Origin of the sequence: Natrinema pellirubrum DSM 15624, assembly GCF_000230735.2 — an archaeon.
In the GTDB taxonomy this organism is placed as follows: Archaea; Halobacteriota; Halobacteria; order Halobacteriales; family Natrialbaceae; genus Natrinema; species Natrinema pellirubrum.
On the sequence record NC_019963.1, the window covers coordinates 78,433 to 91,375 of the forward strand.

13 protein-coding genes are annotated in these 12,943 nt (G+C 56.5%); 4 read left to right on the forward strand and 9 right to left on the reverse strand.

Annotation, left to right across the window (positions count from 1 at the left end):
* Positions 1 to 36: 36 nt before the first annotated feature.
* The 6 genes from NATPE_RS20140 to NATPE_RS23150 all read right to left on the reverse strand — a co-directional run bounded on the left by NATPE_RS20140 (position 37) and on the right by NATPE_RS23150 (position 7,697).
* Positions 37 to 2,052 (reverse strand): heavy metal translocating P-type ATPase, encoded by a 2,016-nt coding sequence (locus NATPE_RS20140; RefSeq protein ID WP_006183504.1) that lies wholly within the window; start codon positions 2,050 to 2,052, stop codon positions 37 to 39.
* A 275-nt stretch (positions 2,053 to 2,327) separates the two neighbouring features.
* Positions 2,328 to 3,392 carry an SDR family oxidoreductase gene (locus NATPE_RS20145; protein ID WP_006183505.1) on the reverse strand — a complete coding sequence of 355 codons (1,065 nt, stop codon included), beginning with the start codon at positions 3,390 to 3,392 and terminating at the stop codon, positions 2,328 to 2,330.
* A gap of 3 nt (positions 3,393 to 3,395) precedes the next feature.
* Positions 3,396 to 4,907, reverse strand: coding sequence for a vitamin K epoxide reductase family protein (locus tag NATPE_RS20150; RefSeq protein ID WP_006183506.1), 1,512 nt, complete (start codon positions 4,905 to 4,907; stop codon positions 3,396 to 3,398).
* Positions 4,904 to 6,817, reverse strand: coding sequence for a glycoside hydrolase family 15 protein (locus tag NATPE_RS20155; RefSeq protein WP_006183507.1), 1,914 nt, complete (start codon positions 6,815 to 6,817; stop codon positions 4,904 to 4,906). Before NATPE_RS20155 ends, NATPE_RS20150 begins: the two co-directional genes overlap by 4 nt.
* An 80-nt stretch (positions 6,818 to 6,897) precedes the next feature.
* Positions 6,898 to 7,272 (reverse strand): SPW repeat domain-containing protein, encoded by a 375-nt coding sequence (locus tag NATPE_RS20160; protein ID WP_006183508.1) that lies wholly within the window; start codon positions 7,270 to 7,272, stop codon positions 6,898 to 6,900.
* A 71-nt stretch (positions 7,273 to 7,343) separates the two neighbouring features.
* Positions 7,344 to 7,697, reverse strand: coding sequence for a four-helix bundle copper-binding protein (locus NATPE_RS23150; RefSeq protein ID WP_006183509.1), 354 nt, complete (start codon positions 7,695 to 7,697; stop codon positions 7,344 to 7,346).
* A gap of 315 nt (positions 7,698 to 8,012) precedes the next feature.
* Between NATPE_RS23150 and NATPE_RS20170 the strand changes: the two genes are divergently transcribed.
* The gene (locus tag NATPE_RS20170; RefSeq protein WP_241432800.1) at positions 8,013 to 8,363 is read left to right on the forward strand and encodes a hypothetical protein; all 351 of its coding nucleotides are present in this window, start codon (positions 8,013 to 8,015) and stop codon (positions 8,361 to 8,363) included.
* 104 nt (positions 8,364 to 8,467) lie between these two features.
* Positions 8,468 to 8,932, forward strand: coding sequence for an ArsR family transcriptional regulator (locus NATPE_RS21845; RefSeq protein ID WP_241432801.1), 465 nt, complete (start codon positions 8,468 to 8,470; stop codon positions 8,930 to 8,932).
* Positions 8,933 to 9,425: 493 nt separating this feature from the next.
* On the opposite strand, the gene NATPE_RS20175 is transcribed toward NATPE_RS21845, so the two are convergent.
* Positions 9,426 to 10,439, reverse strand: a complete 1,014-nt coding sequence (locus NATPE_RS20175; RefSeq protein WP_015299314.1) for a tyrosine-type recombinase/integrase — start codon at positions 10,437 to 10,439, stop codon at positions 9,426 to 9,428.
* Positions 10,440 to 10,614: 175 nt separating this feature from the next.
* Here NATPE_RS20175 and NATPE_RS20180 point away from each other — a divergent pair, with 175 nt between their 5' ends.
* Positions 10,615 to 11,289 carry a helix-turn-helix domain-containing protein gene (locus NATPE_RS20180; RefSeq protein ID WP_006183513.1) on the forward strand — a complete coding sequence of 225 codons (675 nt, stop codon included), beginning with the start codon at positions 10,615 to 10,617 and terminating at the stop codon, positions 11,287 to 11,289.
* Positions 11,286 to 11,981 (forward strand): nucleotidyltransferase domain-containing protein, encoded by a 696-nt coding sequence (locus NATPE_RS20185; protein WP_006183514.1) that lies wholly within the window; start codon positions 11,286 to 11,288, stop codon positions 11,979 to 11,981. Before NATPE_RS20180 ends, NATPE_RS20185 begins: the two co-directional genes overlap by 4 nt.
* An 84-nt stretch (positions 11,982 to 12,065) precedes the next feature.
* On the opposite strand, the gene NATPE_RS20190 is transcribed toward NATPE_RS20185, so the two are convergent.
* Positions 12,066 to 12,419 carry a hypothetical protein gene (locus tag NATPE_RS20190; protein ID WP_006183515.1) on the reverse strand — a complete coding sequence of 118 codons (354 nt, stop codon included), beginning with the start codon at positions 12,417 to 12,419 and terminating at the stop codon, positions 12,066 to 12,068.
* A 75-nt stretch (positions 12,420 to 12,494) separates the two neighbouring features.
* A complete protein-coding gene (locus NATPE_RS20195) occupies positions 12,495 to 12,929 on the reverse strand; it encodes a TRAM domain-containing protein (protein ID WP_015299315.1) in 435 nt (144 codons plus the stop codon).
* Between the last annotated feature and the right edge of the window lie 14 nt (positions 12,930 to 12,943).

Genomic DNA, 12,943 nt, shown 5'->3' on the forward strand with positions numbered 1-12,943 from the left:
GTGTGACGGCTTACTTGATGTCGATAGACATTCATTTTAATCTGCCGGTTGTGCACCTTTAGCTTGTGATACACCCGGCAAACTCGGAATGGAGAGATCGACGCGGCGGAGTAGTTGTGCGTTGATTGCGACGATAACAGTACTGAGTGACATCAGGAGCGCACCGACTGCTGGCGAGAGTAAGATCCCGATCGGCGCAAGAACACCAGCCGCGAGCGGAATGGCGAAGACGTTGTACCCGGCAGCCCAGACGATATTTTCTTGCATCTTCCGGTAACTCGCCTTGCTCAACTTCACGAGACGGGCAACGTCCATCGGGTTGTTCTGCACGAGGATGACGTCTGCAGACTGAACAGCGACGTCCGTCCCGCTTCCAATAGCGATGCCGACGTCCGCCCGAGTCAGCGCGGGCGCGTCGTTGACACCGTCGCCGACCATCGCCACGAGTTTTCCCTGATTCTGTAGCTCCTGGACCTTCTCGTCTTTGTCTTCGGGCAGTACCTCCGCGAACACCGTATCGATCCCCAGTTCGTCGGCCACCGCATCGGCCACGTCCTGCGAGTCTCCGGTTAGCATCGCTACTTCGATATCCAGCTCGTGGAGCGCATCGACGACCCGGTAGCTCTCTTCCCTGATCACGTCCGCCATGGCGAAGGCGGCGATCGGCTCTCCATTTCGAACAACGTACACGACAGTCTGCCCGTTTTCGCCGGCCTGATCGGCGAACCGCTGCAGATCCGACGGAACATTGGTATCAAGGTAGGTTAGGAGGTTCGGACCGCCGACGTAGACCTCATCACCCGTAACCTGTGCGCGAACTCCTCGACCTTTCATCGCTTCGAAATCTTCCGCCTCAGGAACGCTAACACTGCGTTCAGCAGCCGCTTCGCGGATGGCGCGGGCGATCATGTGTTCCGAGTCCCCCTCGACCGCAGCTGCGAGAGCCAGCACCTCTTGTTCGTCGATATTGTCTGCGGTTTCTGTACCGACGACGCCGTGTTCGCCCTCAGTGAGCGTCCCGGTCTTGTCGAAGATGATCGCATCCAAGTTTCGCGCTTCTTCCATGGCGATACGATCTCGCACCAACATCCCGTTTCGGGCGGCCAGCGAGGTGTTGATCGCAACCACGAGCGGAATGGCGAGTCCGAGCGCGTGTGGACACGCGATCACGAGGACGGTGACGACTCGCTCGATGACTGCCGCGTCGAACGACACGGCGATCGTCCACGCGATGGCAGTCACAGCCGCCGCGGCCACGGCGACGTAGAACAGCCAACCGGCGGCTCGATCGGCGAGGACTTGCGTCTGCGACTTGCTCCCTTGCGCTTCTTCGACGAGACGCATGATCCCCGCCAGGGTCGTCTCCTCACCCGTCGCTTCGATGCGGACGCGAAGGCTCCCGTCACCGTTGATGGTCCCGCCGATCACCTCGTCGCCCGGCTCCTTTGAAACCGGCATCGACTCGCCGGTGATCATCGATTCATTCACGTCCGAGTCTCCCTCCTCAACCACACCGTCCGCGGGGACGCTGGCACCCGGACGGACGAGGACAAGATCTCCTTCGGAAAGTTCGCTCACCGGGACTTCTTCGGTTTCACCGTCTTCGGTGATTCGTTCGGCGGTGTCGGGCATGAGCTGCGCCAGCTCGTCGAGCGCACTCTGTGCTCGCCGAACCGATCGCATTTCGATCCAATGGCCCAACAGCATGATGTCGATAAGAGTTACCAGTTCCCAGAAGAACGCTGACTCGGTCGGGAGGACAACACTCGCCAAACTGTAGACGAATGCGACTGAGATTGCCATCGAGATGAGCGTCATCATCCCAGGTGACCGGTCCTGTAGTTCAGGAGCGGCCATCCGGAGGAAGGGGACGCCACCGTAGGCGAAGACGATTACCGCGAAGACCGGATTGATCCACTCGCTTCCGGGAAACGCCGGTACGGAAAACCCCAGCCACTCCTGGAGCATCTCGCTGTAGAGGAGGACCGGGATCGAGAGTATCGTCGAGACGAAAAACCGACGGCGGAACATCTCTTCGTGGCCCTCGTGCATTCCACCGTGGTCTCCATGATCGTGACCGCCTTCGTCATGACCCATTTGATGTCCGTGTTGCTTCTCAATCGCCTGCTCGGCCTCGTCGGCGTCCGTGGCCTCTTCCTCAAGCATCGACTGTTCTACTTGAGGTTCTGATTCCCCCTCGCTACCACCAGTCTCGTTGGTTTCGGTGGGTCGTTGATTGTGGTCAGAGTGACCTTCAGACGTATTTTCACCGTTCGTCGAGTGATTGTGATCGTGATCGTCCATTGGTCTCTTAGTAAATCCAGTAGCTACGGCGATCCGTATGTTGTATTACTATCATTTGTTTCTGTCTTGGCGTCATTGTCGGGGGAGAGAAGGTATTGACCGAGGATTACGCCCATGACCACTGTTATAAATCCAGTGATCAAGGCGAGCGTTCGTCGATGCATCGATATCCAGAGCTGAATACTTCGGTCGTGTGCCCGCTCATCGAACGGCCCGTGTGCACCGTAATCGCCCGCAAGCGGCTCGTGAAGATTGTGTCTTCTATCGGGATCTACTGGTTCGTCGGTTTGCTGGGAATCGTATCCGCTTCGCGCGAGGTAGCGATCGAGCCGACGCGGAATTAGCCGGTTGCCGAGGATCGCCTTTAGCGTCGGCCAGCCGACCCACAGTTCGTCTCGACTGTTATCGACGGCCCAGACGATCGCGCGAGCAGCGACTTCCGGCTGATAGATCGGCGGCACCGGCTGCGGTTGGCGCGGCAATCGGCTCTTCGTCCACTCGAACTGTGGCGTGTTCATCGCGGGCATCTGCACCATCGACAGTTGGACATCGCAGTCCTCGTGGAGGAGTTCCGTCCGAACAGATTCAGTGAATCCTTGAATTGCGTGTTTCGCACCACAGTAAGCCGACTGGAGCGGAATGCCACGATAGGCGAGCGCTGATCCGACCTGGACAATGGTTCCGTCGTCACGGGGCCGCATTCGATCGAGGGCAGTCTGAGTCCCGTGAACGTAGCCCAGATACGTCACTTCGGTGACGCGCTGATAGTCAGCGGCGGTCATCTCTGCCGCAGGTGAGAACACGGACACCATCGCGTTGTTCACCCAGACGTCGATCGGACCAAACTCGTTCTCGACCGCTTCTGCCGCCGCCTCGACTTGGTCGGGATCGGCGACGTCAGTCGGGACGGGTATTGCTTCACCGCCGGCCTGCTCGACATCATCCCGCGCACCTTCGAGTCCGTCTTCACCCCGAGCAAGGAGACCGATCTTTGCGCCGCGTTCAGCGAACAAGCGAGCAGTTGCTCGACCGACACCGGCCGATGCGCCCGTGATAACGACGACTTCGGATTCTTTGGTGACAGACATGGGTTAACTTCCAAGTGGATTCAATTGTTTGATCGATTCGACAGTAGCATAGCGTTCCCAGCCGTCGTAGCGGTCCACAATCGGGCCACGGGGAACACTCAGCAGGATCACGAGAACGCCGGCGACGACGGCGTTTACAGCGGCGATCATCGGGACGCCCGAAAGTAACCACGGGACGGCAATGATCCACCCGGCCAACGGAACGTTGAGGAACCGAACTGCACGAGCGGGTTCACCCGTTGCGATCACAGTGAACGAGACGATTAGCGAACCGACTATGTGACTACTGTCGGCCATGAGGCCCGTCGTACCGAAGATGGTAGGCGAGAGCATGAGCCAGACGCCCAGTACCATCGCACCGAGCAGCGTCCACGGGATTGACACTCCCCAGAACGGCTCGCGGATCGGTGAATCGCCAATCGGCCTTGTCGTCGTCTCGTCAACGCCGGATTCTTCTTCTGAGATCGTCCCACCCATCCAAAAGGCGGTCCAGAGGCTGTCGCCCTGCCTCATCAGTCGAACGACGTACTGGCTCATCGCAACTACCTCGTCAACCGTCAGCGAAATCATCCATAGCATACCAAACGCTGACAGGAGGCAAAGGGTGCACCACGTCCCGACCATAACCGGCTGCATGATGACCAATAGTACCTGGACGAAGCCGAGTGGGATCACGACGACGCCGAAGAACGCGACCATCCACGGCATCGTTCGCCACCGGCGTCGGTCGCCCATAAAGCCCATCAGGGCCTCGACCGAGTAGGCAACCGCCCCAAGTCCCGCGTCGGAGACTGGAAACGCCGCAGACACTTGGGACGTGAGGACCCCCTCCGTTCCAGGGTCGTACAGCGGATCCCAGACATTGCCGATGTAGCCCAGTTGGTAGGCAGCCATGTACCACGATGCGAAAAATCCGAACACTCCGAGCGCGATCAGCGGCGCACGCTGGGCTCCCGTCGAGGGGTTGTACGACCATCCCGGCGGGACCGTCGGCCCTTCCATCTCGGACCGCATCACGATCAGGACCGAGAACGTGATGACCATGATCCCGACGAGCGTATAATTAGCGTATGCCGCGGCTGTCGGTGCCCAAAAAGCGATCGGTGCGAACACCAACCATAGGCCAACGAATCCGTTGGCGTAGTTGGCGTAGCCATTATCCTGATAAATAGTAAGGCCTGCGAGCGCAATAAGGACAAGTCCGCTTACGTAGCTGTTCCACGTCACCAGCGCGCTTTCGTAGCCCAGTGTTGGCGGGCTCACGAATAGCCAGAATCCGAGCGAAATGATGGCGTACTGCGGCCAGATCTCCTTCGTTGGATGAGCGAGCATCATGTCGCCTGGTCGCATCGATGCCCCGTTATCGTCGTTTTCTTCTCCGTCGTCACCGTTGTTCCCGGCTTGAGCGCTCTTGCCGTCGTTTCCGCGTCCGTCCGTTACCGGGTGCTGCGCTTCCTCGTCATTCGTCCCGGTGTTCAGTTCTTCGTCCGAGTCGTGGTTTCTATCGTTGGTCATTGGATATCTGATCCCTCGTTTTCGTCCGATTCGCGGACGATCTTCCCGCCCAGATCACCATCTTTGAGCAAGTCATTGGGCCCGAGTGGATCTGGCGACTCGCCGTTCGAGTCGGTGGCCTTCCCGAGGTAGAGCGCGCTGTTGATGAGCCCGATGTGGCTGTACGCTTGCGGGAAATTCCCGCGCTGTTCGCCGGTCTCCGGATCTACTGCCTCGGCTAACAGACCAAGCGGGCTGGCGCACTTGAGAATCGACTCGAAGTAGTCTATCGCCTCGTCAGTCCGCCCCGATAGCGCGAGTGCGGTAACGAGCCAGAACGAACAGACGATGAACGGGCTTGCTTCGCCTGGAAGCCCGTCATCGTTTTCGTATCGCCGGACTAATCCATCGTCTGTGGCCAATCGGTCGATCGTTTCGTCAATTGTTCCTTGGACGCGTGGATCCTCGGGCGAGAGGAAGCCGACAACCGGAACGAGCAGATTCGCCGCGTCGAGCGTCTCGTCATCGTTAAATGACTGTACGAAACTGCCCGTACGCTCACTGTATCCCCGTTCGAGGATTGCCTCCCGAACGTTCGCACGGCACGCCTGCCAGCGGTCGAGGGGGGCGTTAACGCTGTCGGCCGCATATGCGAGTTTGATCCCGCGGTCAAGCGCTACCCAACACATCACCTTCGAGTAAACGTACTGTCGGGGGTCATCACGGGGCTCCCATATGCTAGCGTCGGGCTCATCCCACCCCTCGCAGACGTAATCGACGAGTTTTCGCATCACCTCCCAGTCGGCGGGCGTTATCGGCTCGCCATAGCGGACGCTCTCGTAAATGGCGAGAATCAGCTCGCCGTAGACGTCGAGCTGGTGCTGGTTCTGGGCTGCGTTACCGATGCGAACGGGTGCCGATCCTCGATATCCCTCAAGGTGACCGAGTACCTGCTCGTCGAGGTCGTTTTCGCCGTGGAGACTGTAGAGAGGTTGGATCTCTGCGGGATCGTGGTCCCGGCAGTGATCCAGACATAACTGGAAGTACGAGCGGGCCTCCGTGAGATGGTTGAGTTCGGATAGCGCTCGGACCGTAAAGGCCGCGTCACGGATCCAGTTAAAACGGTAATCCCAATTTCGTACTCCGCCCACTTCTTCAGGTAACGAGGTCGTCGGGGCTGCACACACCGCGCCCGTCTCTCGGTGGATGAGAAGTTTGAGAACGAGCGACGAGCGAACCACGAGGTCGTGCCATGGACCTGCTACGGGACAGTTTGACTCGTCACAATCGTGAGTCCATTCCTGCCAGTACGTGACGACGTTCTTGAGGGTGGTCTGGTGGCGGGATGGCTCGGGTGGAATCTTCTTGCCGTAGCTCAAAACAAGCCAGCGTGTCTCGCCCGGGCTGAGCGTTACTCTCGCGTTCGCTCCGTGACCGTCGGCAGTTCGGCTGAGTGGCAAGTCGCTTGAGAGGACAACCCGGTCGTTATCGCCGCTTGCGACGATTCCGTCAGCAGTTGATTCAATTTCAGGTACGTCCCGTGCGTAGTCGAAACGCGGCTCGAACTCGATAGATAGCTCGATCGGTCCATCGTCACAGCACAATTTTCGATAAATGGCAGACGATGGATCGTCGAAACTGCTTGCTCCGGAGACTGGCATGAAGTCCGTCACCGTCGCACTCCGACCTGCGGTGGAGAACGTCGTCTCTAGAACATTGGTCCGGTCATAGTACCGCTGAACGGACTCAAATGATTGTGTTGGGCGGACGGCAAAGTAGCCGCCTCGATCGGAATCGAGTAGCGCGGCGAAAACGCTTGGCGACTCTACGTGAGGTAACGGGCACCAGTCGATCGAGCCGTCACGGCCGACTAAAACGACCGTGTTTCCATCGCCGATCGCGGCGTATTCTCCGAGCCTTTTATACGTCATCTTTAGCTGATCTCGGGGTTGTTTCGCGTACGGATTGATTGCCCGCTGTTGATCCGGTGGTTATCGGTGAGTCGAACGCTCTATTCGGTAGCCATCTGGAAAGATGGGGTCTGTCCGATGATTGCCGCGACGTATGCATTGTAGCTCCCGAAGCCCGCTATGATCGTACCCAAAATGACATCGTGCCACAACGGCAGTCCCTCAAGTCTGAGCACGAACGGTTCGACGATGAGCCAGAGACCAAGGACTGTGACGAGTACAGCTCCGGTCGCACTCAAGGGCCGTCGTCTATCCGCCCTGTCGTAGTTGTAGCCGGCAGCGAGAACGACCATGAGACCGACGAGTACAGCGTTCCAACGGCTGACCGTTGGCATTTCGAAGATAAACGAACCCACGATCAGCCAGCATCCGAGTACAACGTTGCTGCCGGTAGTATACTTCGCTATTGGCCCCATCGTCTAGTATTTGTGTGAGGTCGATCGAGAGCTGTTCAATCTTGAAACCACAAATTGCCGCGCTCGGAACCCTAGGCCGATGCCATGTTCCGACAGGTTTCTGCGCACTCGCGGAGGACGTCTGCACAGACCTGACAGTGCTCAGCATCGTGGCGCTCACATTCGTCAGCGCACTCCTCACAAGCGTCAGCAGTGATCGCAGCAATATCCGAACTGAATCCGGAATTGCGGGCCATGAAGCGCGCGTGCATAGTCGTCAGGTCAGCGACGTCCCGACAAAGCCGGAGGCACTCGGCCATCTCCTCCCCATCATCGGCGCACTCGTCAGCGCACCACTCGCATGCCTGAGCGCACTCGAAGCACGCGTCGATACATCGCTGCATCTCATCGTTCTCGCTCACGTGGTCGATTTCGGTTAGTGCCATCGCATTTGCCTGCTTGAGGTGAATCCGTTTTGTTATCCATACCCCACACTCAGTGGACGAAATGGTGAGGTGCACAATCCAGCGAGAGCGGTAGGGTCGTCGTAATCAGTGAGGTTCGGGTTATGCTGGATTACTGCCGCTACGCGCGGTCTGAGCAAGAAGTGACTCCCGTACCAGCGCAAACCACTAGTGCTGGCACGCTCACACATATTTTCTCATAACCAGATCTCAACGTTGATCTCGTAAGTTCTGTAATACAGTATTAGATCGCCTCACTGGCAACACGTTTTTACCGGCGCGATTTCATGGTGCGGTTTGACAGGCAGTGATGACGATGGCTACACTATGGTCCACCCTGTTATCCATTACGCCAGCATTCCCCTCGTAATCATAATTAGTACTGTAGCTGGCGTGTTCGCACTCCTTTCCTGGCGAATATTTCGCAACTCACCGTTCGGAACGGCAATTGCCCTTCTCACCCTGGGGATGGTTGCAATGGCGGCGTATCACGTGATCCTCCTCGCCACTGAAACGGAGCCTTTCGTCCTCCACGTATTCAGAAGCGCCATCAATACGATAATTGCGATATTCATCGGGTTAATGGTGATTCGTCATCGCCAACTTCGGCAGGGTCAAATAACCGGTGATGGTGAATGGGTGGATTAGATACCTTCGTTTGGTACAATCTAGTGATTGGACTTGTCGTCACCATGGAAATTTGTTATTTCCTATATTCAGAGTCATCAGTGGCTGAATATCGACGATTCGTGATGATCACCGTTGGCGGGTTAGCCCTAGTAACGACCGGAGGGCCGATAACCGAGTTGATCGCACCATCGCTGGTCCACGTCGTTCACGGAGTGGCGGCCCTACTAGTTGTTTTTGGACTCTATGATCCTGTGAGAAATGATCTCCGCACTGTAGAATGGTCACAAGTCTTGCTAAGTGATCCGGTTAAACTTAGACATTCGGCCGGGTGGATGACACCAATGGACGACGAGATTCTTGGTATGTTTTACGATACGGATCTGATTTTATCTCCATCAATTATCGCATTTAACACTGGGTACAGCAAAAAAGAGGTGAACCGTCGTTTGATCAAATTAGAGAAACACAGGCTCGTGGAGAGGATAGAACGAGGAAAATATCGACTCACAAAATTTGGTGAAGAATACCTCCTTGGACACCAGCCTGAGGATGTTGGGACCACTGATGATGTTGGTGTTCCTAAATAGCTTCACTAAGTTTAGACTCCACAGTTCTCAGTTCACGAACTCTGAATAGCCGCTAATGATATTTATATGAATGTTGATGGTCCTATAACTCGAATGAATGATGACTGGACTGGTGAAGAGGTAGTCGCTATCTGCTCTAACTGTGAGGCCGTCTATCCGGCCATACGTTTCTCTGACGGAGAAATAAGACGCATGGGGAACCTTCCGTATTGCCGATGTGGATGCGGATCGTTCGTCGAAATTAAAAGCGAATAGTGAGCATTTGCATGTAACAGATAGCTCTGGTCACTTTCGGAATTAGGACGTTGAAATTTGACCTAAATAAAACGCCACCAGTGACACGGTAGTGAGGATCAGCAGCATCAACACCGTTTGTACCGAGAGTCTGTTCGTAAGACCAAGCATCCCAACTACAAATAGAGCCACACCGATCAGCAGGGTCGCAAATTGGTAAAATCGTAGGATAGTCATTGACCCGATTCGGTTCAGGGACTCAATTACCGGGAAGGTAGCGTCGTCGCTGCCGAAGTTTTTCGCGTTCTGATCGCTGGTCATAGTGGCGGTCAAGAACCGCCTCGCTGCAATCCATCCGATCGCTCACGACGTTCTCAGGGACGTCCGATTTGAGAAAATGCGTGATCGCGCCCCGTCGGACTGGATGAGGACTCAATGAGGAAGGACACGCGTGCGAGCGCTCAGTGGGTAACGCATCACAACCATCAAGATCCCTGTTGTGAGGACAGCTATCGCTGTAGACACACGGGCGGGTGTACTGGTAGACGATAGTTCGACCACGAGTTCGACTCAAGCGATCTATTTTCGTCGCAAACAACGGCTCACGGCCGTGCTGATCACGGACTCCGGGATGGTTGACTGAGAGCCAGTCATCCAAGACCTCACAAATTGAATCGCTTAGTGCGACAAGTCGTTCGCTCTTTCGCCCGTTCTTGAGCGAGGAACCTTCTTCGGGCCGGTGGACAAGCATGAGGTACTGCTCGTCGCTGTTGTAGTCATCAATATCAAGTCCAATTGCTGCTCCGATGCGTAGCCCAGTGTGCCAAAGGACTTCCATCAACGCATGTTCCAGCCTCGCGTAGCGATATTGATTAAGGAATTTCAATATCTGCTGGGCTCGTTCAGGATTCAGTAGTTCGGTTCGAGCATCGTCTTCGGTCGTGGTCGGAAGGATGATTTTCTCGTCGAGCCCTGGCTCTACTGCATCGATCGTCGCACAGAAGCGGAGGAACATTCTCAGGGTTGCTAGCTGCCCCTTCATGCTGGCAGTTACGAGCTCGTCTTCGTTTCTACGTTTGACACGGAAGCGGTGGATGTCCCGCCCGCTAAATTCGTTGAGGTTGTCGATACCGTCCTGTTCACACCACTGGACGAACTGCTTGAGACGATACCGATGTGACTGGATTGTCGCGTCCGCGAGTTCGTGACGTCGCTCGTTGAGGTACATCTGCATCGCCTGCGCTGGTGCGAGGGGTTCGAGGTCGTTTGTCATGGTTCTCTCACTGAAGGCCAAAGACAGCGAGTTCTAAACGCCAGCCTAGACGCTTCTCTCGCGTACTAACAGCTGGCTGAGAGCCCCGCAAATTCTGGACGTTCCCCGACAGAGCCGTTCTACCCCGGCCTCTAGTAAGACTTTTAACTGTTACCGGATTATTGGTAACCACCAGATGTATGAGGTGCTCGACGACACGGCGGCACAGACTATCCTCGCCATCGAGAGTGGTGACTCCATCCGCCGTGTCGCCCAACACCTCCACACGCCCTACGAGACAGTGAGACAGGCCGTCAATCGGCTGGAAGACGCAGGCTACGTTTCCTATGACGACGGCCTCACTGTAGTCGACGAGCGCGTACACGACGCAGCGCTCGAGCTCGTCGCTGCCAGCGCCGGCGTCAGTCCACCCTCCATCGAGGAAACGTACGTCATCCCACAGTTCAGTGACTGGCCGTTCGCGTTCACGCGGATCGACGCCGTCTACGTGTGGACTCATGGCGGCTACCAGGTCGGTCGCGAGCCCGACGACTATCCACTGTTCCTTGCTGTTCGTGAGCAGGACGTCGACGCCTGGGAGACATTTTTCGAGTGGTTCGACCTCCCGACCGCATTCGAACGACAGCCCCGAGACGAGTTGGACGGACCGCTGCAGATCGTCCTCGAGCCACACGCGTCACTCGATATCGAGCACGTCGAAGGGTACCCAGTGATCCCGAGAGCAGAGACAATCGAGTACATGCGCGAGAACTACGCCCAGTTCCAGTCGGCGCTCGCGATGCTCGACCGGATGTACGAGGACCTCGACCTCGGCGTCACGTATCGAGAGACCGAACGGGCACAGCCATGAGCTTCAACAACCGAAGTGACGCGCTCATCGAACTGCTCGAGGAGCTCACCCAACAGGGCCACGAGTACGTTCTTGTCGGCGGCTACGCTGTCTCAGCGTTCAATGCTCGCTTCTCCACGGACCTCGATATCGTCGTCGCGCCGGACTCCAAGGCTGACTTCGTCGAGTTCCTCGAACAGCAGGGGTTCGAGGAAACGGACAGTCACGCCAAGAAATGGTTCTACGACACCGAAGTAATCGAGTACGAGAAGCGGCTCACGCCGCAGCAGCCGATCGGCTTCGATCTCCTCGTAAACGGACTCGGGTGTCGCCAGACGGAGGCACAGTGGTCGTTCGACTACCTGTACGACCACAGCCACCAACAGGAGGTGAGCGGGGGCACAGTGACGACGACGGCCAGAGTCATCGATGGGGCCGTCCTCGTGGCGGCAAAGCTCCACAGTGGCCGAGAAGCGGACCTCCGAGACGTCCTGGCAGTGGCTGAAGAAATCGACCTCAACGCTGTCACGCCCCATCTGCGGCGAGGGGACGACAATGCCCTACGGGAGCAACTTGAGCGTGGACTGGATATCTTGGAGAGCGACGAACTCAAGCACGGATTTCGGAGTGACTTCGGGGCCTCAGCTGTCTCAGAAGAAACGGTCACCGCTCTCCACGAGTATCTGTCTGCACAGATTGACCAGCTGAGCTGAATCGGTCGGGACTCCCTTGGCCAGAAGTGAAGATAAGGCCCTTCAGCGGTGCTTGCAGTCAGTCAAAAAATTGGAGGGGGGTTGTCAGTCGATCGTCGCTAACACACGGACATCCGTAGCTGAGTGTCGTTCCCGTTCAGTACGAGCACCGTGCTCGCGGAGGAACTCATCAATACGGTCGGCTAAGGACTCCGCATCCTCCCTATCGACGTGGACGATTAGCGTCGGACGCTCCTTGTCGCTGTTCTCAATCACGAGCGAGACATCCTTGAATTCGTCCGGCTGTCTATACGCCTCGAACTCATCGGCGACCTGGTCAGCCAGGTCGTCAAGCACCTCAATCGGTTCCTTTGTCATAGATTGAATATCGGGGTTGGAAGGTTGTGCCATCGCGAACGGGTGGAGAAAACGTGACGTGACTTTCAGAACCACCTCCATCAGACAAAGACGAACGGAGCCTTCTCACACCGATGGTTTACCGAGAAGCAGATTGATCCACAGAAAGAACAGCAGTTAGAAGGCTCGTGGATCGCTATCGACGATGCTCGCAAACGCGACGTTCTCCTGAACTTGTTCGATTTCGACTGTTGGCTCGTCGCCGGGTTGAGCGCCGGGAACGATCACGACGTAGCCACGTTCGACTTTTGCGATACCATCGCCCTGATCGCCGACTGTCTCGATGGTCACATCACGTACTTCGCCTTCCTCCACGGGAGGTCCTGAGGAAGAATAGCTCGCAGTCTCACGAGAAGGTGCTCTCTGTGAACCCTGTTGTACTGACGACTCCGTCGAGACAGAAGATTCCAGAATAGCTACGCGATACGTTTCGTCATCTGATAACGCTTCATAGTTGATTTCATTCGAAGGGACCTCCACTATGTACGTCCCATCCTGCTCTTTAATTGGAGCACTGAACAGAGAGCTAAGGGAGCTGGGAATTTCGACCATTGAGTTTCTAGTGC

Excerpts from the sequence above, each read along its gene's own strand:
- NATPE_RS20140 (WP_006183504.1), bottom strand. The coding sequence starts at position 2,052 with ATGCACGAGGGCCACGAAGAGATGTTCCGCCGTCGGTTTTTCGTCTCG.
- NATPE_RS20145 (WP_006183505.1), bottom strand. The coding sequence starts at position 3,392 with ATGTCTGTCACCAAAGAATCCGAAGTCGTCGTTATCACGGGCGCATCG.
- NATPE_RS20150 (WP_006183506.1), bottom strand. The coding sequence starts at position 4,907 with ATGACCAACGATAGAAACCACGACTCGGACGAAGAACTGAACACCGGG.
- NATPE_RS20155 (WP_006183507.1), bottom strand. The coding sequence starts at position 6,817 with ATGACGTATAAAAGGCTCGGAGAATACGCCGCGATCGGCGATGGAAAC.
- NATPE_RS20160 (WP_006183508.1), bottom strand. The coding sequence starts at position 7,272 with ATGGGGCCAATAGCGAAGTATACTACCGGCAGCAACGTTGTACTCGGA.
- NATPE_RS23150 (WP_006183509.1), bottom strand. The coding sequence starts at position 7,697 with ATGGCACTAACCGAAATCGACCACGTGAGCGAGAACGATGAGATGCAG.
- NATPE_RS21845 (WP_241432801.1), top strand. The coding sequence starts at position 8,468 with ATGATCACCGTTGGCGGGTTAGCCCTAGTAACGACCGGAGGGCCGATA.
- NATPE_RS20175 (WP_015299314.1), bottom strand. The coding sequence starts at position 10,439 with ATGACAAACGACCTCGAACCCCTCGCACCAGCGCAGGCGATGCAGATG.
- NATPE_RS20180 (WP_006183513.1), top strand. The coding sequence starts at position 10,615 with ATGTATGAGGTGCTCGACGACACGGCGGCACAGACTATCCTCGCCATC.
- NATPE_RS20185 (WP_006183514.1), top strand. The coding sequence starts at position 11,286 with ATGAGCTTCAACAACCGAAGTGACGCGCTCATCGAACTGCTCGAGGAG.
- NATPE_RS20190 (WP_006183515.1), bottom strand. The coding sequence starts at position 12,419 with ATGGAGGTGGTTCTGAAAGTCACGTCACGTTTTCTCCACCCGTTCGCG.
- NATPE_RS20195 (WP_015299315.1), bottom strand. The coding sequence starts at position 12,929 with ATGGTCGAAATTCCCAGCTCCCTTAGCTCTCTGTTCAGTGCTCCAATT.